The 25,004-nt window shown below is 69.6% G+C and carries 30 protein-coding genes and 1 tRNA gene; 27 read left to right on the top strand and 4 right to left on the bottom strand.

Annotation, left to right across the window (positions count from 1 at the left end; all coding sequences use genetic code 11):
* The 18 genes from VFR90_RS09415 to tatC all read left to right on the top strand — a co-directional run.
* Positions 1-879: ABC transporter ATP-binding protein (locus tag VFR90_RS09415; protein ID WP_326405862.1), on the top strand; the 879-nt coding region annotated here is incomplete at its 5' end.
* 35 nt (positions 880-914) lie between these two features.
* The gene (locus VFR90_RS09410) at positions 915-1,670 is read left to right on the top strand and encodes an ABC transporter permease (protein WP_326405866.1); all 756 of its coding nucleotides are present in this window, start codon (positions 915-917) and stop codon (positions 1,668-1,670) included.
* 22 nt (positions 1,671-1,692) lie between these two features.
* Positions 1,693-1,980 carry a BolA family protein gene (locus VFR90_RS09405; RefSeq protein ID WP_326405861.1) on the top strand — a complete coding sequence of 96 codons (288 nt, stop codon included), beginning with the start codon at positions 1,693-1,695 and terminating at the stop codon, positions 1,978-1,980.
* Between the two features lie 92 nt (positions 1,981-2,072).
* Positions 2,073-3,371 carry a UDP-N-acetylglucosamine 1-carboxyvinyltransferase gene (gene murA / locus VFR90_RS09400; protein WP_326405860.1) on the top strand — a complete coding sequence of 433 codons (1,299 nt, stop codon included), beginning with the start codon at positions 2,073-2,075 and terminating at the stop codon, positions 3,369-3,371.
* Positions 3,368-4,018, top strand: a complete 651-nt coding sequence (hisG, locus tag VFR90_RS09395; protein WP_326405859.1) for an ATP phosphoribosyltransferase — start codon at positions 3,368-3,370, stop codon at positions 4,016-4,018. Before murA ends, hisG begins: the two co-directional genes overlap by 4 nt.
* Entirely contained in the window at positions 4,015-5,337 is a 1,323-nt protein-coding gene (hisD, locus tag VFR90_RS09390) for a histidinol dehydrogenase (RefSeq protein ID WP_326405858.1), read from the top strand. Before hisG ends, hisD begins: the two co-directional genes overlap by 4 nt.
* Positions 5,338-5,355: 18 nt before the next feature.
* Positions 5,356-6,459: a histidinol-phosphate transaminase gene (gene hisC / locus VFR90_RS09385; RefSeq protein ID WP_326405857.1), complete on the top strand. Its 1,104-nt coding sequence runs from the start codon at positions 5,356-5,358 to the stop codon at positions 6,457-6,459.
* On the top strand, positions 6,456-7,055 hold the full coding sequence (hisB, locus tag VFR90_RS09380) for an imidazoleglycerol-phosphate dehydratase HisB (protein WP_326405856.1): 600 nt from the start codon (positions 6,456-6,458) through the stop codon (positions 7,053-7,055). Before hisC ends, hisB begins: the two co-directional genes overlap by 4 nt.
* A gap of 81 nt (positions 7,056-7,136) precedes the next feature.
* Positions 7,137-7,796, top strand: a complete 660-nt coding sequence (hisH, locus tag VFR90_RS09375; RefSeq protein ID WP_326405854.1) for an imidazole glycerol phosphate synthase subunit HisH — start codon at positions 7,137-7,139, stop codon at positions 7,794-7,796.
* A 28-nt stretch (positions 7,797-7,824) separates the two neighbouring features.
* Complete coding sequence (gene hisA / locus VFR90_RS09370) at positions 7,825-8,571, top strand: 1-(5-phosphoribosyl)-5-[(5-phosphoribosylamino)methylideneamino]imidazole-4-carboxamide isomerase (RefSeq protein ID WP_326405853.1); 747 nt, start codon at positions 7,825-7,827, stop codon at positions 8,569-8,571.
* Positions 8,572-8,603: 32 nt separating this feature from the next.
* Positions 8,604-9,365: an imidazole glycerol phosphate synthase subunit HisF gene (hisF, locus tag VFR90_RS09365; RefSeq protein WP_326405852.1), complete on the top strand. Its 762-nt coding sequence runs from the start codon at positions 8,604-8,606 to the stop codon at positions 9,363-9,365.
* A 25-nt stretch (positions 9,366-9,390) separates the two neighbouring features.
* A complete protein-coding gene (gene hisI, locus VFR90_RS09360; protein ID WP_326405865.1) occupies positions 9,391-9,789 on the top strand; it encodes a phosphoribosyl-AMP cyclohydrolase in 399 nt (132 codons plus the stop codon).
* Entirely contained in the window at positions 9,786-10,181 is a 396-nt protein-coding gene (locus VFR90_RS09355; RefSeq protein WP_326405851.1) for a phosphoribosyl-ATP diphosphatase, read from the top strand. The genes hisI and VFR90_RS09355 overlap by 4 nt, the downstream gene beginning before the upstream one ends.
* Positions 10,178-10,555 carry a DUF4870 family protein gene (locus tag VFR90_RS09350; protein ID WP_326405849.1) on the top strand — a complete coding sequence of 126 codons (378 nt, stop codon included), beginning with the start codon at positions 10,178-10,180 and terminating at the stop codon, positions 10,553-10,555. Before VFR90_RS09355 ends, VFR90_RS09350 begins: the two co-directional genes overlap by 4 nt.
* 14 nt (positions 10,556-10,569) lie before the next feature.
* On the top strand, positions 10,570-10,917 hold the full coding sequence (locus VFR90_RS09345) for a histidine triad nucleotide-binding protein (RefSeq protein WP_326405847.1): 348 nt from the start codon (positions 10,570-10,572) through the stop codon (positions 10,915-10,917).
* Positions 10,918-10,998: 81 nt separating this feature from the next.
* Complete coding sequence (gene tatA, locus VFR90_RS09340; protein WP_326405846.1) at positions 10,999-11,232, top strand: Sec-independent protein translocase subunit TatA; 234 nt, start codon at positions 10,999-11,001, stop codon at positions 11,230-11,232.
* A gap of 19 nt (positions 11,233-11,251) precedes the next feature.
* Positions 11,252-11,746, top strand: coding sequence for a Sec-independent protein translocase protein TatB (tatB, locus tag VFR90_RS09335; protein WP_326405845.1), 495 nt, complete (start codon positions 11,252-11,254; stop codon positions 11,744-11,746).
* Positions 11,747-11,753: 7 nt separating this feature from the next.
* Positions 11,754-12,536 (top strand): twin-arginine translocase subunit TatC, encoded by a 783-nt coding sequence (gene tatC / locus VFR90_RS09330; protein ID WP_326405844.1) that lies wholly within the window; start codon positions 11,754-11,756, stop codon positions 12,534-12,536.
* A 16-nt stretch (positions 12,537-12,552) separates the two neighbouring features.
* Here tatC and VFR90_RS09325 read toward each other — a convergent pair whose 3' ends face one another.
* Positions 12,553-13,725 carry a S1C family serine protease gene (locus VFR90_RS09325; RefSeq protein ID WP_326405843.1) on the bottom strand — a complete coding sequence of 391 codons (1,173 nt, stop codon included), beginning with the start codon at positions 13,723-13,725 and terminating at the stop codon, positions 12,553-12,555.
* A 50-nt stretch (positions 13,726-13,775) separates the two neighbouring features.
* On the opposite strand from VFR90_RS09325, the gene VFR90_RS09320 reads away from it, so the two are divergent.
* Both VFR90_RS09320 and pdxA read left to right on the top strand, forming a co-directional pair.
* Complete coding sequence (locus VFR90_RS09320; protein WP_326405842.1) at positions 13,776-14,525, top strand: Nif3-like dinuclear metal center hexameric protein; 750 nt, start codon at positions 13,776-13,778, stop codon at positions 14,523-14,525.
* A complete protein-coding gene (gene pdxA, locus VFR90_RS09315; RefSeq protein ID WP_326405841.1) occupies positions 14,522-15,550 on the top strand; it encodes a 4-hydroxythreonine-4-phosphate dehydrogenase PdxA in 1,029 nt (342 codons plus the stop codon). The genes VFR90_RS09320 and pdxA overlap by 4 nt, the downstream gene beginning before the upstream one ends.
* Before the next feature lie 27 nt (positions 15,551-15,577).
* Here the strand turns inward: pdxA and VFR90_RS09310 are convergent, their stop codons facing one another.
* Entirely contained in the window at positions 15,578-18,211 is a 2,634-nt protein-coding gene (locus tag VFR90_RS09310) for a DUF1631 family protein (RefSeq protein WP_326405840.1), read from the bottom strand.
* Between the two features lie 43 nt (positions 18,212-18,254).
* On the bottom strand, positions 18,255-18,668 hold the full coding sequence (mscL, locus tag VFR90_RS09305) for a large conductance mechanosensitive channel protein MscL (RefSeq protein ID WP_326405864.1): 414 nt from the start codon (positions 18,666-18,668) through the stop codon (positions 18,255-18,257).
* A 262-nt stretch (positions 18,669-18,930) separates the two neighbouring features.
* Between mscL and petA the strand changes: the two genes are divergently transcribed.
* The 6 genes from petA (at position 18,931) to VFR90_RS09275 (ending at position 23,213) form a co-directional block, all read left to right on the top strand.
* A complete protein-coding gene (gene petA / locus VFR90_RS09300; RefSeq protein ID WP_326405839.1) occupies positions 18,931-19,545 on the top strand; it encodes a ubiquinol-cytochrome c reductase iron-sulfur subunit in 615 nt (204 codons plus the stop codon).
* Between the two features lie 31 nt (positions 19,546-19,576).
* Positions 19,577-20,977, top strand: a complete 1,401-nt coding sequence (locus tag VFR90_RS09295; protein ID WP_326405838.1) for a cytochrome b — start codon at positions 19,577-19,579, stop codon at positions 20,975-20,977.
* A 29-nt stretch (positions 20,978-21,006) separates the two neighbouring features.
* Positions 21,007-21,777 (top strand): cytochrome c1, encoded by a 771-nt coding sequence (locus VFR90_RS09290; RefSeq protein WP_326405837.1) that lies wholly within the window; start codon positions 21,007-21,009, stop codon positions 21,775-21,777.
* Positions 21,778-21,910: 133 nt separating this feature from the next.
* On the top strand, positions 21,911-22,525 hold the full coding sequence (locus VFR90_RS09285; RefSeq protein WP_326405836.1) for a glutathione S-transferase N-terminal domain-containing protein: 615 nt from the start codon (positions 21,911-21,913) through the stop codon (positions 22,523-22,525).
* An 18-nt stretch (positions 22,526-22,543) separates the two neighbouring features.
* A complete protein-coding gene (locus tag VFR90_RS09280) occupies positions 22,544-23,095 on the top strand; it encodes a ClpXP protease specificity-enhancing factor (RefSeq protein WP_326405835.1) in 552 nt (183 codons plus the stop codon).
* A gap of 42 nt (positions 23,096-23,137) precedes the next feature.
* Positions 23,138-23,213, top strand: a tRNA-Thr gene (locus tag VFR90_RS09275).
* 25 nt (positions 23,214-23,238) lie between these two features.
* Here VFR90_RS09275 and VFR90_RS09270 read toward each other — a convergent pair.
* Positions 23,239-23,601, bottom strand: coding sequence for a hypothetical protein (locus VFR90_RS09270; RefSeq protein WP_326405834.1), 363 nt, complete (start codon positions 23,599-23,601; stop codon positions 23,239-23,241).
* A 14-nt stretch (positions 23,602-23,615) separates the two neighbouring features.
* Here VFR90_RS09270 and VFR90_RS09265 point away from each other — a divergent pair, with 14 nt between their 5' ends.
* Positions 23,616-24,893, top strand: coding sequence for a M23 family metallopeptidase (locus VFR90_RS09265; RefSeq protein WP_326405833.1), 1,278 nt, complete (start codon positions 23,616-23,618; stop codon positions 24,891-24,893).
* The last annotated feature ends 111 nt before the right edge of the window (positions 24,894-25,004 follow it).

Below are 25,004 nucleotides of genomic sequence, written 5' to 3'. Positions count from 1 at the left end.
TTCCAGGCGCTCAGGTCGGTCGACCTCGAGATCCGCCGCGGCGAGATATTCGCCCTGCTGGGCCCCAACGGGGCCGGCAAGACGACGCTGATCTCGGTCCTCGCCGGCCTCGTCCGCGCGACGAGCGGCCGCGTCACGGTGCACGGCCACGACGTCGTCGACGACTACGCCGCGGCGCGCCGCAGCCTGGGCATCGTGCCGCAGGAGCTGGTGTTCGACCCGTTCTTCAGCGTGCGCGAGGCGCTGCGCATCCAGAGCGGCTACTTCGGCGTGCACGGCAACGAGGCCTGGATCGACGAGCTGCTGGCCGCCCTGGGCCTGGCCGACAAGGCGCACGCCAACATGCGCCAGCTGTCGGGCGGCATGAAGCGGCGGGTGCTGGTGGCGCAGGCGCTGGTGCACCGCCCGCCGGTGATCGTGCTCGACGAGCCGACGGCAGGCGTCGACGTCGAGCTGCGCCAGACGCTGTGGCACTTCATCGCGCGGCTGAACCGCGAAGGCCACACCGTGCTGCTGACCACGCACTACCTCGAGGAAGCGGAGGCGCTGTGCAACCGCATCGCGATGCTGAAGGCCGGCCGCGTCGTCGCGCTCGACCGCACCGCGAACCTGCTGGCCGGCACCGCGAGCACGATGCTGCGCTTCAAGACCGACGCGGCGCTGCCGCCGGCGCTGGCCGCGCAGGCGCGCGTGACCGGGCGCGTCGTGCAGCTCGCCGCGCGCGACGCCGGCGAGGTCGAGGCCCATCTGGCCGCGCTGCGCGCCGCGCGGCTGGTGCCCGAGGAGCTGGAGATCGGCCGCGCCGACCTGGAAGACGTGTTCATCGGGATCATGCAGGGCGCCGCCTCGCGGCCGGCGCCGCTGGAGGCGACGCCGTGAGCGCCGTCGCGCCCGCATCGATCGCCGGCGGCGCGATGACCGGCTGGCGCACGCTGCTCTACAAGGAGTGCCTGCGCTTCTGGAAGGTGGCGGTGCAGACCATCGCCGCGCCGGTGCTGACGGCCGTGCTCTACCTGCTGATCTTCGGCCACGTGCTCGAAGACCGCGTGCTGGTGTTCGACCGCATCGGCTACACGAGCTTCCTGATCCCCGGCCTGGTGATGATGAGCGTGCTGCAGAACGCCTTCGCGAACAGCAGCTCGTCGCTGATCCAGAGCAAGATCACCGGCAACCTGGTCTTCCTGCTCGTGACGCCGTTGTCGCACTGGGCCTGGTTCGGCGCCTACGTCGGCGCGTCGATCATTCGAGGCTTGCTGGTCGGCCTTGGGGTGCTCGGGGTCACCGTGTGGTTCGGACCGCCGGGCTTCGTCGGCCCCCTGTGGGTGCTGGTCTTCGCGCTGCTGGGCGCGGCGATCATGGGCACGCTGGGCCTGATCGCCGGGCTGTGGGCCGAGAAGTTCGACCAGATCGCGGCCTTCCAGAACTTCCTCGTGATGCCGATGACCTTCCTGGCCGGCGTCTTCTACTCGGTCGGCTCGCTGCCGGCGTTCTGGCAGGCGGTGAGTCACCTGAACCCGTTCTTCTACATCGTCGACGGCTTTCGCTACGGCTTCTTCGGCGTTGCGGACGTGTCGCCCTGGGTGAGCCTGGCCGTGGTCGGCGCGAGCTTCGCGGTGGCGGCCGCCGTCGCGCTGCGCCTGCTGAAGACCGGCTACAAGCTGCGAGCCTGAACCCGTCGCTAGACTCGCACGCATGGCTGCCGACCCGACCCCCGCCGACGTGCAGCGTTACATCGCGCAAGGCCTGCCCTGCGAGCGCGTCGAGGTCGAAGGCGACGGTCGCCATTTCTTCGCGACCATCGTCTCGGCCGAGTTCGACGGGCTCTCGCGCATCGCGCGCCACCAGCGGGTCTACCAGGCGCTGGGCGATAAGATGCGCGCCGAAATCCATGCGCTGTCGATGAAGACCCTCACGCCCTCGGAAGCCGCAGCGTTTGCGCCCCAGGGCAGCGGCGCGGCACCCACGCCTCACCACCACTGAACCACGAGCCGCCCGGCGGGCGCGGCTTGTGCACGCTCTCTTCGCGGGAGCGGGTCGTGCAAGCGGTGACGACGGTCGGCGAGCCCCGAACCATGGACCAACTCCTCATCCGCGGCGGCCGCCCGCTCCACGGCGACGTGACGATTTCCGGCGCCAAGAACGCCGCGCTGCCCGAGTTGTGCGCCGCGCTGCTCACCGAGGAGCCGGTGACGCTGCACAACGTGCCGCGGCTGCAGGACGTCTCGACCACCTTGAAGCTGCTGCGCAACATGGGCGCATCGGCCGAGCGCAGCGAGGTGCGGCCCGACGTCGTCGGCATCGACGCGAGCCGCGTCACCAACCCCGAGGCGCCCTACGAGCTGGTGAAGACGATGCGTGCGTCGGCGCTGGTGCTCGGGCCCCTGCTTGCGCGCTTCGGTGAGGCGACGGTCTCGCTGCCCGGCGGCTGCGCGATCGGCGCGCGGCCGGTCGGCGAGCACATCAAGGGGCTGCAGGCGATGGGCGCGGACATCGCCGTCGAGCACGGCTACATCCTCGCGAAGACGCCCGAGGCCGCCGACGGCCGCCGCGGCCGGCTCAAGGGCGCGAGCATCACGACCGCGATGATCACCGTCACCGGCACCGAAAACCTGATGATGGCGGCGACACTGGCCGAGGGCGAGACGGTGCTGCAGAACGCGGCGCGCGAGCCGGAGGTGGTCGACCTCGCCGAACTGCTGATCTCGATGGGCGCGCGCATCGAGGGCCACGGCAGCGGCCGCATCCGCATCGTCGGCGTCGAGCGGCTGCATGCGCCGCGCACGCCGCACCGGATCATCGCGGACCGCATCGAGGCCGGCACCTTCCTGTGCGCGGTGGCCGCGGCCGGCGGCGACGTGCAGCTCGTCGGCGCGCGCGGCGATCACCTCGAAGCGGTCATCGAGATGCTGCGGGAGGCCGGCGTGGCAATCGAGGCGAACGAGCGCGGCCTGCGCGTGAGAAGCGACCGGCGCCTCAAGGCGGTGGGCTTTCGCACCAGCGAGTACCCGGCCTTCCCGACCGACATGCAGGCGCAGTGCATGGTCGTCAACTGCGTCGCCGACGGCAGCGTGCCGATCAGCGAGACGATCTTCGAGAACCGCTTCATGCACGTCAACGAGCTGCTGCGGCTGGGCGCGCGGATCGAGATCGACGGCCACACCGCGGTGGTCACCGGAGTGCCCAAGCTCTCCGGCGCGACGGTGATGGCGACCGACCTGCGCGCCTCGGCCTCGCTGGTGATCGCCGGCCTCGTGGCCGAGGGCGACACGCGCGTGGATCGCATCTACCACCTCGACCGCGGCTACGACCGGATGGAAGACAAGCTGCGCGCGCTCGGTGCCGACATCGAACGGGTCAAGGCGCCGCAATGATCACGCTCGCGCTTTCGAAGGGCCGCATCTTCGACGAGACGCTGCCGATGCTCGCGGCCGCGGGCGTCACCATCACGGACGACGCAGAGAGCTCGCGCCGGCTGATCCTCGACACCTCGCGGCCCGACGTGCGCGTGGTGCTGGTGCGCGCGACCGATGTGCCTACCTACGTGCAGCAAGGCGGCGCCGATCTGGGCGTCGCCGGGCTCGACGTGCTGCTCGAACACGATGCCGCCGTCGGTGTCGGCGGCTTGTACCGGCCGCTCGATCTGGGCATCGCGCGCTGCCGGATGAGCGTCGCGACCCGCGCCGACTTCGACTACGCGAACGCGGTCAAGCAGGGCTCGCGCATCCGCGTCGCGACCAAGTACGTCAGCGTCGCGCGCGATCACTTCGCCGAGAAGGGCGTGCACGTCGACCTGATCAAGCTCTACGGTTCGATGGAGTTGGCGCCATTGACGGGGCTGGCCGATGCCATCGTCGATCTGGTCTCGACCGGCAGCACGCTGAAGGCGAACCAGCTGCGCGAGGTCGAGAAGATCATGGACATCTCGGCGCGGCTGGTCGTCAACCAGACGGCGCTGAAGTTGAAGCGCGAGCCGATGCGCCGCCTGATCGACGCCTTCGCGGCGGCCACGCAGCCATGAGCGCGGCCACGGTCAGGATCGCGCGGCTCTCGACGGCGCAAGCCGGTTTCGAGGCCGCGTTCGCGAAGCTGCAGCACTGGTCGAGCGAGGCCGACGCGGCGATCGAGCAGCGCGTCGCCTCGATCCTCGCCGACGTGCGTGCGCGCGGCGACGCCGCGGTGCTCGAGTACACGGCGCGCTTCGACGGGCTCGAAGCCGTGAGCGTCGCCGAGCTCGAGCTCGGCCCGGCCGACTTCGCCGCCGCCTTCGAGGCGATCACGCCGGCGCAGCGCGCTGCCTTGCAGCAGGCCGCCGATCGCATCCGCCACTACCACGAGCGCCAGCTCGAGGCCTGCGGGCGCGGCTTCAGCTATCGCGACGACGACGGCACGCTGCTCGGCCAGAAGGTCACGCCGCTGGATCGCGTCGGTCTCTACGTGCCCGGCGGCAAGGCGGCCTACCCATCGAGCCTGCTGATGAACGCGGTGCCGGCGAAGGTGGCGGGCGTCCGAGAGATCGTCGTGGTCGTGCCGACGCCGGGTGGCGAGCGCAACCCGCTCGTGCTCGCCGCCGCGCACGTGGCCGGCGTGACGCGCGGCTTCACGATCGGCGGCGCGCAGGCCGTCGCCGCGCTCGCGTATGGCACCGCGACGATCCCCGCGGTCGACAAGATCACCGGCCCCGGCAACGCCTACGTCGCCAGCGCGAAGAAGCGCGTCTTCGGCACCGTGGGCATCGACATGATCGCGGGCCCCAGCGAGATCCTGGTGCTGGCCGACGGCACGACGCCGGCCGACTGGGTCGCGATGGACCTGTTCAGCCAGGCCGAGCACGACGAGCTGGCGCAGAGCATCCTGCTGAGCCCCGACGCGGCTTTCCTCGACGCGGTGCAACGCGAGATCGACCGCCTGATCGACACGCTGCCGCGCGCCGCGATCGCCCGCGCCTCCCTCGAGGGCCGCGGCGCGCTGATCCAGTGCCGCTCGATGGACGAGGCCTGTGCGATCAGCAACCGCATCGCGCCGGAGCACCTGGAGGTCAGCGCCGCGGACCCGCACCGCTGGGAGCCGCTGCTGGTGCATGCGGGCGCGATCTTCCTCGGCGCCTTCACCAGCGAGAGCCTGGGCGACTACTGCGCCGGCCCGAACCACGTCTTGCCGACCTCGGGCACCGCGCGTTTCTCGTCGCCGCTGGGCGTGATGGACTTCCAGAAGCGCAGCAGCCTGATCGAAGTGAGCGAGGCCGGCGCGCAGTCGCTCGGCCGGATCGCCGCCGAGCTCGCCGAAGGGGAGGGCCTCCAGGCCCACGCCCGCGCGGCCGAGATGCGACTGAAGCGCTGAAGCCCGAACGGAACCGCGATGACGCTGCTCGCCCACTGCATGGCCCGCACGATCCGTCGCGACATCCAGGACCTGCACGCCTACGCGGTGCAGCCGAGCGCCGGCTTCGTCAAGCTCGACACGATGGAGAACCCGCACCGCCTGCCCGAGCCGCTGCAGCGGGCGCTTGGCGAGCGGCTCGGGCGCGTCGCAATCAACCGCTACCCGGCCGAGCGGGGCGACGACCTGCGCGCCGCGTTGGCGCGCCAAGCCGGGCTGCCGGCCGGCTGCGAGCTCATGTTGGGCAACGGTTCGGACGAGCTGATCAGCATGCTGGCCCTCGCCGGTGCGGTGCCCGGCGCCGCGGTGATGGCGCCGGTGCCGGGCTTCGTGATGTACGCGATGTCGGCCGCCCTGCAGGGGCTGCGCTTCGTCGGCGTGCCGCTGGCTGCCGACTTCGAGCTGGACCGCGCCGCGATGCTCGCCGCGATCGAGCGGGAACGGCCGACGCTGCTCTACCTCGCGTATCCGAACAACCCGACCGCGAACCTGTGGGACGACGCTGCAATCGACGCCTGCATCGAGGCGATGGCGGACATCGGCGGCCTGGTGGTGATGGACGAGGCCTACCAGCCGTTCGCCGCGCGCGATTCGATGGGCCGCCTCCAACGCCATCCGCACGTGCTGCTGATGCGCACGATGAGCAAGTTCGGCCTGGCCGGCGTGCGCATCGGCTACCTGATGGGGCGCGCCGAGCTGATCGGCGAGATCGACAAGCTGCGCCCGCCGTTCAACGTCAGCGTGCTCAACGCCGAGGCGGCGCTGTTCGCGCTCGAGCATCACGACGAGTACGCACGCCAGGCCGCGTCGGTGCGCAGCGAGCGCCGACGGCTGTTGGTCGCCCTGCAGGCGTTGCACGGCGCGCGCCCGTTCCCGAGCGAAGCGAACATGATCCTGGTGCGGCTGCCCGACGCGAAACTCGCCTTCGACGGCTTGAAGTCGCGCGGCGTGCTGGTCAAGAACGTCTCGGCGCTGCATCCGCTGCTGGCGAACTGCCTGCGCCTGACCGTCGGCCTGCCCGAAGAGAACGATCGACTGCTCGCCGCGCTCGGCGAAATCTTGAACGAGGACACCGCGCGATGACCGCCGAAGACCGTATTGCCGAAGTCCGCCGCGACACGGCGGAAACGAAGATCCGCATCCGCGTCAACCTCGACGGCAGCGGCGTCGCCAAGCTCGCCACCGGCATCGGCTTCTTCGACCACATGCTCGACCAGCTGGCCCGCCACGGGCTGATCGACCTCGAGATCGAAGCCGAGGGCGACTTGCACATCGACGGCCACCACACGGTCGAAGACGTCGGCATCGCGCTCGGCCAGGCCTTCGCGAAGGCCGTCGGCGACAAGAAAGGACTGCGTCGCTACGGCCACGCCTACGTGCCGCTCGACGAGGCGCTGTCGCGCGTGGTCGTCGATTTCTCCGGCCGGCCGGGGCTGCACATGCGCGTCGATTTCAAGGCGGGCATGGTGGGCGCACTGGACACGCAGCTCGTCTACGAGTTCTTCCAGGGCTTCGTCAACCACGCCGGCGTCACGCTGCACATCGACAACCTGCACGGCGACAACGCGCACCACCAGTGCGAGACGGTCTTCAAGGCCTTCGCACGCGCGCTGCGCATGGCGCTGGAGCGTGACGCGCGGATGGCCGGCGTCGTTCCTTCGACGAAGGGCAGCCTCTGAGATGAAGCGCGCACGCCTCCATCCGCCTCGCTGCCTCCAGACGCAGCGCTTGGTGCTCGCAGGCAGCCGGGCGGCATCGAGATGAAGCGCACCGTCGCGGTGATCGACTACGGCATGGGCAACCTGCGCTCGGTCTCTCAGGCGGTGCTGCATGCGGCGCGCGAGGCGGGCGACGTCGAGGTCGTGGTCACCGCGCGGGCCGACGCGGTGCGCACGGCCGAGCGCGTCGTGTTGCCAGGCCAGGGCGCGATGCGCGACTGCATGCGCGAGCTGCGCGAGGCCGACGGCGGCGCGCTGCTCGACGCGGTGCTCGACGCTGCGCTCGCCAAACCGCTGATGGGCGTGTGCGTGGGCATGCAGATGCTGCTCGACCACAGCGAGGAGCAGGACACCCCCGGCCTCGGCCTGATCGCCGGCCGCGTGCGCCGCTTCCGGCTGGACGGCCGTCTGCAGCCGGACGGCAGCCGCTTCAAGGTGCCGCAGATGGGCTGGAACCGTGTCGCGCAGCCACGGGCGCACCCGCTCTGGCAGGGCGTGCCCGACCGCAGCTGGTTCTATTTCGTGCACAGCTACTACGCCGAGACCGCCGACGCGGCGCATTCCGTGGGTGAAACCGAGTACGGCGCCGCCTTTACCAGTGCGGTGGCGCGGGATAACATTTTTGCGACCCAGTTCCACCCCGAGAAGAGCGCGGCCCACGGCTTGGCCCTCTACCGCAACTTCCTCGGCTGGCGTCCCTGACCTCCGTTCCTCTTTTCCCGCGCGAGCGATGTTGCTGATTCCGGCGATCGACCTGAAAGACGGTCGTTGCGTGCGCCTCCAACAAGGCGACATGAGGGCCGCCACCACTTTCGGGGACGACCCGGCCGCGATGGCCCGCCGATGGCTCGACGCCGGCGCGCGCCGCTTGCATTTGGTGGACCTCAACGGCGCCTTCGCCGGCAAGCCGGTCAACGAGCCGGCGATCAAGGCCATCCTGAAGGAAGTCGGCGACGAGATCCCGGTGCAGCTCGGCGGCGGCATCCGCGACCTCGACACCATCGAGCGCTACCTCGACGACGGCCTGAGCTACATCATCATCGGCACCGCCGCGGTGAAGAACCCGGGCTTCCTCAGCGACGCCTGCACGGCCTTCGGCGGCCACATCATCGTCGGGCTCGACGCGAAGGACGGCAAGGTCGCGACCGACGGCTGGAGCAAGATGACCGGCCACGAGGTCATCGACCTCGCGAAGAAGTTCGAGGATCACGGCGTCGAGGGCGTGATCTACACCGACATCGGCCGCGACGGCATGCTCACCGGCATCAACATCGAAGCGACGGTGAAGCTGGCGCAGGCGCTGACGATCCCGGTGATCGCCTCCGGCGGACTGAAGGGGCTGGCCGACATCGAGCAGCTCTGCGCGGTCGAAAGCGAAGGCATCGAAGGCGTGATCTGCGGGCGGGCGATCTACACCGGCGACCTCGATTTCGCAGCGGCCCAGGCGCGGGCGGACGCGCTCAACGCCGAAGCCTGACGTGCTCGAAGGCCCACGAAGCGAGCTCTGACATGCTCGCAAAGCGGATCATTCCCTGCCTCGACGTCACGGGCGGCCGCGTCGTCAAGGGCGTCAACTTCGTCGAGCTGCGCGACGCCGGCGATCCGGTCGAAATCGCCGCGCGCTACAACGAGCAGGGCGCGGACGAGCTCACCTTCCTCGACATCACCGCGACCTCCGACGGCCGCGACCTGATCCTGCCGATCATCGAGGCCGTCGCCTCGCAGGTGTTCATCCCGCTGACCGTCGGCGGCGGCGTGCGCACGGTCGAGGACGTACGCCGGCTGCTGAACGCCGGCGCCGACAAGGTCAGCTTCAATTCGGCGGCGGTCGCGAATCCGGAAGTCATCCGCTCGGCCTCGGAGAAATACGGCGCGCAATGCATCGTCGTCGCGATCGATGCGAAGGCGACATCCGACGGCGCGGGCTGGGAGGTGTACACGCACGGCGGGCGCAGGCCCACCGGCCTCGATGCGGTCCGGTGGGCCCGGCAGATGGCCGCGTACGGCGCCGGCGAACTGCTGCTCACCAGCATGGACCGCGACGGCACGCAGATCGGCTTCAACCTGCCGCTGACGCGCGCCGTCAGCGACGCGGTGTCGGTCCCGGTGATCGCCTCGGGCGGCGTCGGCACGCTGGAGCACCTGGTCGAGGGCGTGCAGCAGGGCGGCGCCGATGCGGTGCTGGCGGCGAGCATCTTCCACTACGGCCGGCACACGGTGGCCGAGGCCAAGGCCTTGATGGCGGCACGCGGAATCCCGGTTCGGCATTGATCCCGCTTGCGGGACGGTCGCTAAACTGGGCCGCATGAGCTGGCTCGACGACATCACCTGGGACGAGCGCGGCCTGCTTCCCGTGATCGCCCAGGAAGTCTCGAGCGGCGACGTGCTGATGTTCGCGTGGATGAACCGGGAAGCGCTTGCGAAGACCGCCGAGACGGGCGAGGCCGTCTACTGGAGCCGCTCGCGCCAGCGCCTTTGGCACAAGGGCGAGGAGAGCGGAAACATCCAGAAGGTGCGCGAGATGCGGCTCGACTGCGACCGCGACGTGTTGCTGCTCAAGGTCGACCAACTCGGCCACGATCCGTCGATCGCCTGCCACACCGGGCGGCACAGCTGCTTCTTCCAGCGCCACGACGGCGAAGGCTGGCATGCCGTCGACCCTGTTCTCGCAGACCCGGAGCGCATCTACAAATGAGCGTCAGCTCGAACGACACGCTCGCGCGGCTCGCCGCGGTGATCGAGCAGCGCCGCGCCGGCGACCCGAGCAAGAGCTACGTCGCGCGCCTGTTCGACAAGGGCACCGACGCGATGCTGAAGAAGGTCGGCGAAGAGGCATGCGAGTTCGTGATGGCCGCGAAGGACGGGGTGCCCGAGAAGATCGTCTACGAAGCCGCAGACCTCTGGTTCCACACGATGCTCGCGCTTGCCCGCTTCGGGCTGACGCCCGCCGACGTGCTGGCCGAACTCGAGCGGCGCGAGGGGCTGTCCGGCCTCGAGGAGTTCGCCGCGCGCAAAGCCGATGCCCGCGACCTTGCGGAACGGCCGGATGCCGCCATTTGCGGGCCGAAGGAGGCCGAGCAGCCATGAACCCGTTGATCGACGCTGGCGAGCGTGAGCGTTCGCTGAAGACCATCGGCACGGTGAGTTATGTGCTGCACCTGATCGTCGCGGTAGGTGCCGTGATCCCCAGCTTCCAGCCCGGCATCGCGCTGCTGCTCGTCGCTTTCATCATTGACATGGTGAAGCGCGACGATGCCGTGGGCACCTGGCAGGAATCGCACTTCCGCTGGCGCATCCGGTCGGTGTTGTGGGCTGGCGCGCTCTACGTGATCACCTTGCCGCTGTTCCTTGCGCTCTACCTCCCGGGCGCTATCGCCTGGGCGGTGATCTCGATCTGGTTCCTCTACCGCATCGTGCGCGGCTGGCTGAACCTGAACGGCAACCAGCCGATGCCCACCTGAACCGACGCGCCGCCATGCACACCGATCCGAACTGCATCTTCTGCAAGATCGTCGCCGGCCAGATCCCGAGCCGCAAAGCCCACGAGGACGAGCAGCTGCTCGCTTTCCACGACATCGCGCCCTGGGCACCGGTGCATGTGCTGATCGTGCCCAAGCAGCACATCGAAAGCCTTGCCGACGTCGGCGACGACGATGCCGAGTTGATGGGACGGATGCTGACGCTCGCGCCCCGGCTGATGAAGCAGCTGGGCGTCAGCAACGGCTTTCGCACGCTGATCAACACCGGCAAGGACGGCCTCCAGGAGGTGCCCCACCTGCACATGCACGTCATGGGCGGCCCGCGGCCCTGGACCAAGGGCTGACCGGAACCGCAGGCCGCGACCCGGCTCCGACACGCGCGCCCCCTAGAATTTCGGGCGCTTTTCGCTCCTCAGGAGAACACCATGGGTTCCTTCAGTGTCTGGCACTGGCTGATCGTGCTGCTGATCGTCGTGCTGATCTTCGGCACGAAGAAGTTGAAGAACATCGGCGGCGACCTCGGCGGCGCCGTCAAGGGTTTCAAGGACGGCATGAAGGACGGCTCGGCCGGTGCGCCGGCCGAGCCTTCGCAGCAAGTCACCGCCAACAAGGCCGCCGACCCCAACACCGTCGACGTCGACGCGAAGCACAAGGTCTGACCGCCGGCGCGGCCTTCCGATGATCGACTTCGGCTTCGACAAGCTCGCGCTGATCGGCGCGGTGGCGCTGATCGTCATCGGCCCCGAGAAGCTGCCGCGGGTCGCCCGCACCGTCGGGCACCTGATGGGCAAGGCGCAGCGCTACGTCGCCGACGTGAAGGCCGAGGTCAACCGGTCGATCGAGCTCGAAGAGCTCAAAAAGATGAAGACGCAGTTCGAGGACGCGGCGCGCGACGTGGAGAAGAACGTCCACGCCGAAGTGCAGCAGGCCAGCAGCGAGATAAACTCGACGTGGAACTCGATCGCCTCGAGCCCCGACGCGGCCCCGGCCGACGCTTGGCACGCCGGCAGCACGCTGGCCGAGCCGCCGCTCGACTACAAGCCGCCGAAGAAGAACTGGCGCGTCAAGCGCGGTGCGGTGCCTCAGTGGTACCGCCACCGCCACGGCGTGCGCGCCAAGGCGCTGTCGGGCGCGGCGCGGGTGGCGCGCTTCCGCCCGCCGCGCGCGAGCTGAATCGCTCGTGGCCGATTTCGATACCAAGGACGAGCTCGAAGGCAGCGAGCAGCCCTTCGTCGCCCACCTCGTCGAACTGCGCGACCGGCTGCTGTATTGCGTTTACGGCCTCGGCATCACGCTCGGCGCGCTCGCGCTGTGGCCGGGGCCGTCGAGGCTGATCGACTGGATCGCGATCCCGATCCGCAACCACATGCCGCCCGACGCGAAACTGATCGCGGTCGGCGTCTTCTCGCCGTTCTTCATCCCGCTGAAGGTGCTGTTCCTCGGCGCGGTGCTGCTCGCGCTGCCGTGGCTCATGTACCAGCTGTGGGCCTTCGTCGCGCCGGGGCTCTACAAGCACGAGAAGCGTTTTGCGCTGCCGCTGATCATCTTCGGCAGCCTGCTCGCCTACGGCGGCATTGCCTTCGTGCAGTTCTTCGTGCTCGACAAGATGTTCACTTTCATCCAGCAGTTCACGCCGGAGAGCGTGGCGGCGACGCCCGACATCGCCTCCTACGTCGAAAGCATCCTGGGCCTGTACATCGCGTTCGGGCTTGCGTTCCAGGTGCCGATCGTTGTGGTGCTGCTGGTGAAGGTCGGCCTGGTGACGGTGGCGCAGCTCAAGGGCTTTCGCGGCTACTTCATCGTGCTGGCCTTCGTGATCGCCGCGGTGGTCACGCCGCCGGACGTGATCTCGCAGCTCGCCCTGGCGGTGCCGATGTGCTTGCTCTACGAGATCGGCATCTGGGCGGCGGGCCTGTTCGTCAAGCCCTCGAAGGCGCCCGAGGAAGAAGGCAAGGCCGCCTGAAGCGGCCGCGCCGGGATCACTGGTCCCGTGCCTGGGCCTGCAACTGCTTGGGCCGCTGGGCCACCAGCACTTCCAGCTCCAGTTCGCGCTCGCCGCGCTGCACGCCGAGGCTGGCCTTGGACTTCGGCTTCAACGCCGCAACCGCGTTGAGCAGCTGCGCGGTGTTGTCCACCCGCTCCTCGCCGACGCGCTGCACCACGTCGCCCGGCTTGAGCCCGGCTTCGCCGGCCGGGCCGCCTTGCAACACGCCGGTGATCAGCACGCCGCGCGTGGCCGGCAGCTTGAAGGTCTCCGCGATCTCGGGGGTCAGCTCGCGGGGCTCGACGCCGATCCAGCCGCGGGTGACCTGGCCGTCGCGGATCAGCGCGTCCATCACCTGCCGTGCGGTGGTGGCGGGGATGGCGAAGCCGATGCCCAGGTTGCCCCCCGAGCGCGAATAGATTGCGGTGTTGACGCCCATCAGGCTGCCCGCGGCATCGACCAGCGCGCCGCCGGAATTGCCGGGGTTGATCGCCGCATCGGTCTGGATGAAGTTCTCGAAGGTGTTGATGCCCAGCGAGTTGCGGCCGAGCGCCGAGACGATGCCCGCGGTGACCGTCTGGCCGACGCCGAACGGGTTGCCGATCGCGAGCACGACATCGCCCACCTGCAGCGCGTCGGAATCCCCGAAGGCGACCACCGGCAGCTTGTCCAGGGCGATGCGCAGCACCGCGAGGTCGGCCTCCGGGTCGGCGCCGATCACCTCGGCTTTCGCGCGCCGGCCGTCGGACAACGCGACCTCGATGCCGTCCATGCCGTCGATCACGTGGTTGTTGGTCAGCACGTAGCCGTTCGCGCTGACGATCACGCCCGAGCCGATGCCGCCCGGCGACGGTGACTGCTCTCCGAAGAAGTACCGGAACCAGGGGTCGTCGCCGCGCGGGTGACGCGAACTGGCGCTCTTGCTCGTGACGATGCTGACGACCGCCGGCGCGGCCCGCTTCGCCGCCGCGGCGTAGCTCGCCGCGCCGGTCACGACGCCCGCACCACCCGGGTTCGTGGCCACCGGCTCGCTGGGCAACAGCACCGGGACGGGGTTGGCCGAGCCGGCGCGGCGCTGCAGCCAATCCGGCTTCAGCGTCGCGACGACGAACAGCACCGCCACGGCGACCGTGACGGCTTGCGAGAATATGAGCCAGGTCTTGCGCATGTGAAACGCACGAGCGCGCCGGGACGCATCGAAGGAAGAGGGGTGGGGCGATGACGAGCCGCGACGATCTTGACCGCTACTTCGCGACGCTGCTCGAGCCCGAACGGTTTGAAGATTATGGGCCGAACGGTCTGCAGATCGAGGGCAAGCGCGAGGTTGCCAAGCTCGTCTCGGGTGTCACTGCGAGCCTTGCGCTGATCGAGGCGGCGGTCGATGCGCGGGCCGACGCGATCTTCGTCCACCACGGCCTGTTCTGGCGCGGCCACGCCGGGCCGCTGACGGGCTGGCTGAAGAAGCGCGTCGCGCTGCTGATGAAGCACGACATCAGCCTGTTCGCCTATCACCTGCCGCTCGACGACCACCCGGTTCACGGCAACAACGCGCAGCTCGGCGCGAAGCTGAAGTTCGTCATCGAGGACCGCTTCGGCAAGCAGCGCCTGGGCTTCATCGGCCGCGCGCCGCAGCCGATGACCGGCGCGGCGCTGGCCGCGTTGCTGCAGTTCCGGCTGGCACGTGCGCCGGTGGTGGCCGAAGGCGACGGCCGGATGATCAAGCGCATCGCCTGGTGCACCGGCGGCGCCCAGGGCTACTTCGAAGCGGCGATCGCCGCCGGCGCCGACGCCTACCTGACGGGTGAGATCTCCGAGCCGCAGGCCCACATCGCGCGTGAGACCGGCGTCGCCTTCTACGCCTGCGGTCACCACGCGACCGAGCGCTACGGCGCGCCGGCCGTCGCGGCGCAGGCGGCCGAGCTGTTCGCGCTCGAACACCAGTTCATCGACATCGAGAACCCAGCATGAATCAGCCACCGATCGCGATCACGATGGGCGACGCCTGCGGCATCGGGCCGGAGCTGGTCGCGATGGGCTTCGAGCGTGGCGCGCTGCCGGGCGGCTTCGTCGTCGGCGACGTCGGCCTGCTGCGCCGCGCCGCGTCGATCGCCGGCGGCGCCGCGGGCCTGCCGGTCGCGGTGATCGAGCGGCCGGCCGATGCGCTCGAGGTCCCGCCGCGCTGCGTGCCGGTGCTGCCGGTTGCGACGGCGTCGCCGGCCGTCGTCGACGACTTCGTCTTCGGCCGCACCGTGAAGCAGGCCGGCGCGCTCGCCGCGGACTGCATCCGTCATGCGGTGCGGCTCGCGCGCGCGGGCGAGGTGCCGGCGATCGTCACCGCGCCCCTGCACAAGGAGGCGCTGGCCGCGGCTGGCGTGCCCTACCCAGGCCACACCGAGATGCTGCAGGCCGAAGCGGCCGAGCCCGGCAGCCCGCCGCCGCCGGTGCGCATGATGCTGGCCAACGACCAGCTCAAGACGGTGCTGGTCAGCATCCACATGGCGCTGCGCCAGGCGATCGAGGCGGTCAACGCGAACTCGGTGCTCGAGACGCTGCGCATCGCGCACGCGGCCGCGGCGCGCTGGGGCCAGCCGAAGCCGCGCATCGCGGTGGCCGGCTTGAACCCGCATGCCGGGGAGGGCGGGCTGTTCGGCGACGAGGAAATCCGCCACATCGCGCCGGCCATCGAGGCGGCGCGCGCCGAAGGCATCGACGCGCACGGCCCGTTCGCACCCGACACCGTCTTCATGCGCGCACGCCACGCGCCGGGCCACCCCGGCGCCTTCGACCTGGTCGTCGCGATGTACCACGACCAGGGGCTGATCCCGGTCAAGTACCTTGGGCTCGACGAAGGCGTCAACGTCACGCTTGGCCTGCCTTTCGTGCGCACGAGTCCGGACCACGGCACCGCCTTCGACCTCGCCGGCAGCGGCCGGGCCGACCCGACCAGCCTGATCGCCGCCTTCGCGATGGCCAAGCGGCTCGCCGGCGGCTGACCGATCGCCGGCGGCGGCGCCGGCCGCTCAGCCCGGCGTCGTCGCGGCGCCCTGGGTCGAGGCGCCGCCGAGCTGCGCCAGCTGCTTCCGCGCCCGGGCGGTCGCGCGCTCGATCAGCTCGGCCTGCTCGAAGGCGCGGAAGCGCTCGGTGTCGCACATGCGGGTGAGCATGCGCGCGGTCATCGAGATCGTCTTCTGGTGCGCCTTCCCGTGCGTGAAGACGAAGAAGGCGCGCCCGGGGCTGATCCAGTTCAGCCGCACGCGTTGCCAGCGGCCTTCGAGGTGCATCCGGTAGGCGATGCCCGTCTGCAGGTGGTGGATCAGCTGCGGGCCGTGCGTCGGCGTGCGGCCCTCGGGAGCCAGCGCGTCGATGACGATGTCGATGTCTTCCTTGGCCGGCTCGCTGCCCAGTTCGATGTCCACCGCCTGCGTCCAGTCGACCGCGGCCTCCTCGACCAGGCCGATGCTCTTCGCCTCCTCCGGCGAGAAGCTGACGGCGGCCTCCTGCGCGGTGATCGACGGCGCGGGCGCCGGCGGTGCTGGGGGCGCGCCGCTGGGGGGGCCGAGCGACGCGGGCACGGTCAGCGGCGCGTCGAGGTCGGCGACGGTCGGGATCGCGACCTTCTCGATCTGGTCGAGCTGAAACTTGAGGCGGCGTTGCTCGAAATCGGTCAGCGGGGTCGTCTTCAGCGACTCGGAGTGCTTCGGCAGCAGCTGGGCGAAGAAGTCCTTGCGCGCTTCGTCGGGCCAGCGGATCAGCGCGAGCCCCTCGTTCAGATCCTTCATCAGCTGCGGCAGCTGCATCAGGAAGGCCTTGCGCAGCGCCGGGTCGCCCTTGGGCTGCACGCTCATCACCAGCTCGCGGGCGGCACGCGCGGCGCGTTGGGCAAAGCCCGCCGGGCCGGCCGGGCCGGCGGCCTGCACCTGCACCTGGCTCCAGACCTGCGCGATGAAATCGCGCACGAACTCGGGTGCGGGCACCTCGTGCAGGCGGATGCTCAGCTCGCGCATGAAGCGCTGCTGGATGCGCAGCTGCGTCGCCTTGTCGACGATCAGTGCGGCCACCGGCGCCTGCGGGCCCACGTCGTGCGCCGCCTGCTCCGCGACCAGTGCCTCGAGCTCGTGGAGCTTGGCGTCGTACAGCTCCATCTGGTCGAAGTCGCCGGCGACGATCTCGTCGACCAGCGACTGCACGCGGTCGATGAAGGCCTTGCCGGGGCCGTGCTCGAGGTCTTCGTAGGCCGCGGCCAGCGAGGCGATGCGGTTGACGAAGCGCCGTACCGGATGGCGGCGCGAGCTGAAGAAGCCGACGTCCTTCAATGCCGCGCGCAGCACCGGCAACTGCAGCCGCGCGATCTGGCGCGCGAGCTGCGGCGGCACCTTGTCGTCGGACAGCACCTGGTCGAACAGCGCGCCGACGACGTCGATCACCATGTGGTCGAGCGCGCCGGTCGACGCGCGCACCAGCTCCTCGCGATGCTGGCGGATCACGTTGACTGCCATCAGCCCGGCCAGCGGCGTGACCGGCCCGCGCGTGGTGGTCGTCACCGTCGTGTGGTGGCCCGAGGGCAGGCCGGTGCCGGCGGTGGTCGTGGGCGCGACCCTGCCGAGGCCGCCGGCCAGGAAGCCGGAAGGAGTCGACACCGCAGGCCCGAGCGGGCCGGCGCCGGAGGCGTGCGCCGGCACGGCCGCGTCGGCCGTCAGCAGGCTGAGCCGGCGCAGGATCGCGAGCATCTGCGCGTCGCGCGCGGCGGCGCTGCCTCCCGCACCGGTCGAGGCGCTCCCGCCCGGGTGGCCCGCGGGCCCGGGTGCCCGGATCGCCGGGCCGTCGCCCCCGGGCGGCAGGCCGGCCGCCGTCGTGCCGGCGTTCGCGGCGAGCCCGAACAGCGAACTGAGCATCTGCTCGGCTTGCGCGAGGTCGCGCGCCGACGCGGGGAAGCCGCCGCTGATCGAGCCGAAGCCCGAGGTCCGGTAGGCCGACACCTCGCGATGCACCTCGCGCGGCAGTTCGTTGCCGGGGCCTTGAACCGTGCGCACCGACAGCACTGTCGGCTTGAGCCCGCGTTCCTGCAGATCGGCCACGATCGCCGCGTAGCAGCTCTTCATCGTCGGGCCGAGCTCGGCGGCGAAGGCGCTTTCGAGCGCCTGGCGCGCCGGGGCGTCGTCGGTCGCCGCGTGGATCGCGCGGCGCAGCGCGCGGGCGATCACCTCCGGGCGCAGCGGGTTGTGCTGCGGCTCGAGCATCGGCTGCTGCAGCAGCGAGGCCGAGTAGCCGCCGAGCTGGACGAATTCCGCCTCGCAGCGCTGCAGGATCTGCGCGGCGATGCGCTCGGAGGCCACGCGGTCGTCGACCTCGTGCTCCTCGACGAGGCTGAGCGAGTCGGCGTCGAAGGCGGCCAGCGGCTGGGTCGCCTTCTTGGTCGGCTGGGCTGCTTCGAGCACGCGCTCGCGCAGCGTGTCCGCGAAGATGCGCGCGAACAGCGGCAGCTTGCGGCTCAGGTCGAAATGGGCATTGGTGCGCGCCTGGCGCTCGCTCGTGCTGGCGAAGCCGGCGCCACGCTGGCCGAGCGTTTCGACCAATCGTTGCGCGACGCCCTGCACCGCCGTCTGGATGCGCGTGCAGGCGGCGAAGAGGGCGGCGTCGACGAAAGGCGCGTTCAAGGGCGGGGGTCAGCCAGTCGCCGCAGCGGACCGTCCGCGCGGCTCATTTCTTCAGGGCGTCTCGAATTTCCCGCAGCAACACCACGTCTTCCGGCGTGGCCGCGGGCGGGGCGGGCGGCTGCGCCTTCTTGAGCCGGTTGATCTGCCGGATCATCACGAAAATGATGAGCGCGAGGATCGCGAAGTTCAGAGCGATCGTGACAAAACTACCGTAGGCGAACACCGCGCCGGCCTTCTTCGCTTCGACCAGCGGCAGACCGTCGGGCTGGCCCGCGAGGCCGACGTAGTAGTTCGAGAAGTCGAGCCCGCCGAACAGCTTGCTGACCACCGGCATGATCAGGTCGCCGACGATCGAGTCGACGATCTTGCCGAAGGCGCCTCCGATGATCACGCCCACCGCGAGATCGATCACGTTGCCTTTGATCGCAAATTCCTTGAACTCGCTCACGAACGACATGCGCACCTCCGTGGGTCTTGGTTTGCCGAACGCCGCACGCGTTGCGCGCGCGCCGAGCCGGGAGTATTGCGCGGCCTCGCGCGACCGCTGCACCCGGCGGCGCTCCGCTGCTGTCGCCGAGCTGCAACGACACCCGATCACAAGCGTCCGGCGAAGTCGCTGAACTACAATCGCTGGCTGTTCCGAAAACGCGGCCCAAGAAATCCGCAACAGCTTTGCGAACACGCACGCCGCCGGCTTCGACCGGCCCGCAAGGAGCCTCATGAGCGCATTGCCCGCCCAATCCCCGACCGACTCGAGCAAGCGAACCTGGTTGATCGCCTCGGCCTGTGCCGGGGTCGCCGGCACCGCCGCCACCGCGGTGCCGTTCGTGGCGAGCTTCCAGCCTTCAGAGCGCGCGCGCGCCGCGGGCGCGGCGGTCGAAGCTGACATCGGGGGGCTGAAGCCGGGCGAGAAGATGACGGTCGAGTGGCGCGGCAAGCCGGTTTGGATCGTGCGGCGCACGCCGGAGCAGGTCGAGGCGCTCAAGAAGCTCGACGCCCAGCTCGCGGATCCGCAATCCAAGCGCAATCCGGCGGAGCTCACGCCGATGGAGAGCACGCGCAACGAGTGGCGCTCGATCAAGCCGGAGATCCTGGTCGTCGTCGGCATCTGCTCGCACCTGGGCTGCTCGCCGATCGACCGCTTCGCCAGCGGCGCGCAGCCGTCGCTGCCGGCCGACTGGCAAGGCGGCTTCCTCTGCCCCTGCCACGGCTCCACTTTCGACATGGCCGGCCGCGTGTTCAAGAACAAGCCGGCGCCCGACAACCTCGAAGTCCCGCCCTACGCCTTCCTCTCCGACAGCCGGCTGCTGATCGGCGAAGCCGAGAAGGCCTGAGGCGACCGGACACGCAGCACGAGGCACCCCCATGGCTGAGATGAAGACCGTCCCCGCGAACGCGCCCGTCGGCGACAAGCTGCTGAACTGGGTCGACAACCGCTTCCCCGCGAGCAAGCTGTGGAAGGAGCACCTGTCCGAGTACTACGCGCCGAAGAACTTCAACTTTTGGTACTTCTTCGGCTCGCTCGCGTTGCTGGTGCTCGTGATCCAGATCGTCACCGGCATTTTCCTGGTGATGCACTACAAGCCCGATGCGAACCTGGCGTTCGCCTCGGTCGAGTACATCATGCGTGACGTGCCCTGGGGCTGGCTGATCCGCTACATGCACTCCACCGGCGCTTCGGCGTTCTTCGTCGTCGTCTACCTGCACATGTTCCGCGGGTTGATCTACGGCAGCTACCGCAAGCCGCGCGAGCTCGTCTGGATCTTCGGCTGCCTGATCTTCCTGTGCCTGATGGCCGAAGCGTTCATGGGCTATTTGCTGCCTTGGGGCCAGATGTCGTACTGGGGCGCGCAAGTCATCGTGAACCTGTTCGCTGCAGTTCCCTACATCGGGCCGGACCTGGCGCTGCTGATCCGTGGCGACTACGTGGTGAGCGACGCGACGCTGAACCGCTTCTTCGCCTTCCACGTGATCGCGGTGCCGCTCGTGCTGGTGGGGCTCGTGGCCGCGCACATCATCGCCCTGCACGAGGTGGGTTCCAACAACCCGGACGGCGTCGAGATCAAGGCGACGAAGAATGACAAGACCGGCATGCCGCTCGACGGCATCCCTTTCCATCCGTACTACACGGTGCACGACATCTTCGGCGTCGCGGTGTTCCTGATCATCTTCACGAGCATCGTGTTCTTCATGCCGGAGCTCGGCGGGTACTTCCTCGAATACAACAACTTCATTCCGGCCGATCCGTTGAAGACGCCCGCGCACATCGCGCCGGTCTGGTACTTCACGCCCTACTACTCGATGCTGCGCGCGACGACCGATCCGATGGTCAACGTGTTGGCCGGCATCGTTGCGATCGGCGGGCTGCTCGCTTTCGTCAAGGGACGCTTCTCGCTCGTGACGAAGATTGCGATCGCGATTGCCGCCGCGGTCGCGGTCGTGCTGCTGAAGACCTTCGACGCGAAGTTCTGGGGCGTCGTGGTGATGGGCGGCGCGGTGGTCATTCTTTTCTTCCTGCCCTGGCTCGATCACTCGCCGGTGCGTTCCATCCGCTACCGGCCGGGCTGGCACAAGTACCTCTACGGGCTGTTCGTCGTCTTCTTCTTCGTGCTCGGCTATCTCGGCATCCAGCCGCCTTCGGACGCGGGCACGTTGGTCTCGCAGGTCGGCACGCTCTACTACTTCGGCTTCTTCCTGCTGATGCCGTGGTGGAGCCAGCTCGGCACGCCGAAGCCGGTGCCCGCGCGCGTGACCTTCGCCCATTGATGCCGGCCCCGTCGAGCCTTCCGATCATCATGAAAAGACTTATCGCTTCGCTGCTCGCGGCCTTCGCCTTGGCCGGTGCGGCGCGCGCCGCCGAGGGCGGCATCGAGTGGGACCGCTTTCCCGAGCAGAAGATGACCGACATGGTCGCTCTGCAAAACGGCGCCAAGCTCTTCGTCAACTATTGCCTCAACTGCCACTCGGCCGCGTTCAATCGCTACAACCGGTTGCAGGACATCGGCTTGAGCGAAGCGCAGATCAAGCAGAACCTGCTGTTCGCGACCGACAAGGTCGGCGACACGATGAAGGTCTCGATGGACCCGAAGAACGCGAAGGAATGGTTCGGCGGCGTGCCGCCCGACCTGACCGTCATCGCGCGCTCGCGCGCCGCCGTGGGCAAGGGCAGCGGCGCCGACTACCTCTACACCTACCTGCGCACCTACTACCGCGACCCGACCAAGGCGACCGGCTGGAACAACCTCGCTTTCCCCGGTGTCGGCATGCCGCACGTGCTGTGGCAACTGCAGGGCCAGCGAGTCGCCGTCTACGAAGAGGTCAAGGACCCGCACGACGCCGCCAAGACGATGCAGCGCTTCGCCGGTTTCGAGCAGATCTCGCCCGGCACGATGAGCAAGGCCGAATACGACAGCGCGGTTGGCGACCTCGTCGCCTACATGCAGTGGATGGGCGAGCCGGCGCAGCGGGACCGCCGGCATCTGGGCGTGTTCGTGCTGCTGTTCCTCGCGGTTTTCACCGTCATCGCATGGCGGCTCAACGCGGCCTACTGGAGAGACCTCAGGTAAGCGCCGTGGCGGCCCGGCCGCCTGCTCCCATGAAGGCCGAGTCCGGTGGCGCAGTCGGCTCGGCCTGAAATCTTTCCGGCGCGCACTTCAACCGCCGCGCCGACGACACTGACAACGACAGGAGCCCGCCGCCATGATGGTTCTCTACTCCGGCACGACCGACCCGTACTCCCACCGCTGCCGCTTCGTGCTGTTCGAGAAGGGCATGGACTTCGAGATTCGCGACGTCGATCTCTTCGCGAAGCCCGAGGACATCGCGGTGATGAACCCGTACAACGAGGTGCCCATCCTCGTCGAGCGAGACCTCATCCTCTACGAGTCGCACATCATCAACGAGTACATCGACGAGCGCTTCCCGCACCCTCAGCTGATGCCCGGCGACCCGGTGGCGCGCGCGAAGGTGCGGCTGTTCCTGTTCAACTTCGAGAAGGAACTCTTCGCCTACGTGAACCAGCTCGAAGGCCGCGGCGGCGTCAAGGCGACCGACAAGCAGCTCGAGCGCGCCCGCGCGCAGATCCGCGACCGGCTCACACAGCTGGCACCCATCTTCCTGAAGAACAAATACATCATCGGCGACGACTTCTCGATGCTCGACGTCGCGATCGCGCCGCTGCTGTGGCGTCTCGACTACTACCAGATCGATCTGTCGAAGAACGCTCTGCCGCTGCTCAAGTACGCCGAGCGCATCTTCTCGCGGCCCGCCTACATCGAGGCGCTGACGCCGTCGGAAAAGGTGATGCGCAAGTAAGGCGCGCAAGCCCGAACGATGAGCTCCGCGCCGCCACCGCCCCCGCACGCGCCCGCCGTCAGCGGCGCGTCGACGCGGCCCTACTTGATCCGCGCGCTGCACGACTGGTGCACCGACAACGGCTTCACGCCCTACCTCGCGGTGTACGTGGATGCGAACGTGCAGGTCCCGGCCGAGTACGTGAAGAACCACGAGATCGTGCTCAACACCAGCTTCGAGGCGACCAGCGGCTTGCAGCTCGGCAACGACTTCATCGCCTTCAAGGCGCGCTTCGGCGGCGTGGCGCGCGAGATCCGCGTGCCGATCGATCACGTGATCGCGATCTACGCGCGCGAGAACGGCCAGGGCATGGCCTTTCCCGCGCCGGCCGCAGCCGGCGAGGCGTCCGAGTCACCCCAGGCGCCTGCGTCCGGCGATGCGGCAGGCCCCGCCCGGAGCGGTCTGCGCCTGGCGCCCGCGCCCGGCGCAGGCACGCCGGCCGAAGCGCCGGCCGAAGCCTCGATCGCCTCGAAAGATCCTGACGACGAGCCGCCCAGCGGCCCTCGGCCCACGCTCAAGCGCATCAAGTGAGCCGCGCGGCCGCAGGCGCCGGCTTCCTAGAATTGCCCGCGTGCCGGCTTAGCTCAGCTGGTAGAGCACCCGCCTTGTAAGCGGAAGGTCGTCCGTTCGATCCGGACAGCCGGCACCACCTCGAAGTGTTTCAGCGCGCCGTTTCAGCGCGGCCGGGCCGATTGAACGCGCACCCGGACGGCAGTAGGCTTGCCGACCCTTGCGAGCAGCGCCCGCTCGATCACGGGCAGCAGCTGCCGCAGCTTTGCGGCCGCGGCGGTGTTCGAGGCCAGCAGGCACCAACCGCCGCTCTCGTCGATCGGCCCGGGCCGCAGCTGCTCGACCAGCGCGGCGGGTAGCAGCGGCCGGACGGTTTCGAAGCGGGCTGTCGATTCACGCAGCAGGGCCTGCAGATGGGCCAGCGGCGCGCTCGACGCGAGCGCGGTGCCGATGGTCACCGCGCCGGTCGCCAGCGGGGGTGTGGGATTCGAGGAACGCGGTGTGGACGAGCTCACGGCCGCGCCCATTGAAAGGATGCGAGATGCAAGTCATTGTGACCCACGGCCGCCTGGCAAAAAGCCGCGTGATGAACATGCCGGGCTGGCAGTTTGCGGTCGCCGGCGCGCTGCTCGCGGCACTGCTGCTGCTGGTCTCGGGCCTCGCGTACCACTTCCTCGTGCTGAAGGCCGCCCGCGAAGGCTGGCCGGTGGTGAGCCGGATCGTCAAGCTCGTCGTTCGCGACGAAACCGCCCAGCGCGACCGCGTGATGCGCGAGAACCTGGACGCAATGGCCTCGCGCGTCGGCGAGCTGCAGGCCAAGCTGGTCCGGCTCGAATCGATGGGCGAGCGCGTCTCCGGCCTGGCTGGCCTGAAAGCCGACGATTTCCGCGGCCTCGACCGCCCGGCGCTGCCGGCTGTCGCGGCCAGTGGGGCGGGTCGAGGCGGGCCCTTCGTACCGGCCGATCGAGGACCGGTCGCCACCGTCGCGGTGTCGACGCTCGACCAGCTCGCCGCCTCGCTTGCCACGCTCGACGAGAGCGCCGACCGCAACGCCGACGTCTTCACGCTGATCGAATCGCGCCTGCTCGAATCGCGGCTGCGTGCGCTGCTGGTGCCGAGTTCGGCGCCGGTCACGGGGCCGGTCGGCTCGGGCTTCGGCTTCCGCAGCGACCCGTTCACCGGCCGCGGCGCGCTGCACACCGGCCTCGACTTCCCGGCCGACAGCGGCACGCCGATCCTCGCCGCAGCGGGTGGGGTGGTGCTGAGCACCGAAACCCACCCGGCCTACGGCCGCACCGTCGAGCTTGATCACGGCAACGGCCTCGTGACCCGCTACGCGCACGCTTCGAAGGTCGTCGTCACGCATGGCGACCTGATCCGCCGCGGCCAGAAGATCGCGGAGGTCGGTAGCTCGGGGCGCTCGACCGGGCCGCATCTGCACTTCGAAGTGCTGGTCGACGGCGCGCCGCAGGATCCGGCCAAGTTCCTGGCGCAGGCCGGCAGGCATTCGGCCGCAGTTGCACGCGGCGCGACCGGCGAAGCCTTCGGCGGCGCCAAGCCGAAGTTGCGCCGTGAAGCGGCGTCCGAGCCGTTTGAAGAGCGGCGTGAAGCCGCTGCCGAACCTGCGGACGACCGTCGGGACACCGCGTCGTTGGCGGCGGCGGGCGCGGAGCGCAAGCGCCGCCGGCCCCGTGCCGAAGTGCCGGACGCCGAGGCGCCCGCTGCGGCGCCGTCGGCCGGCATTCGCGAAACGGTGACGCCGGTCGCGCCGCAGGTGCCGCCGCCCGCCGCCACGCCCGACGCGGCGAGTTCGCGCTAAGCCTCGCGGCGCCCGCCCCGCGCATGGGTCTTGCGCTGGCGCAGCGCGTCTGCGCCCGGGCTCGCGAGCTAAACTCCGCGCGCTTCGAGCGGCGCCTGCGGGCGCCGCTCT

The organism is Methylibium sp., from assembly GCF_035762065.1.
Lineage (GTDB): Bacteria > Pseudomonadota > Gammaproteobacteria > Burkholderiales > Burkholderiaceae_C > Methylibium.
The sequence above is the reverse complement of the archived record's forward strand: the minus strand, read 5'-3'. Positions and strand labels throughout refer to the sequence as shown.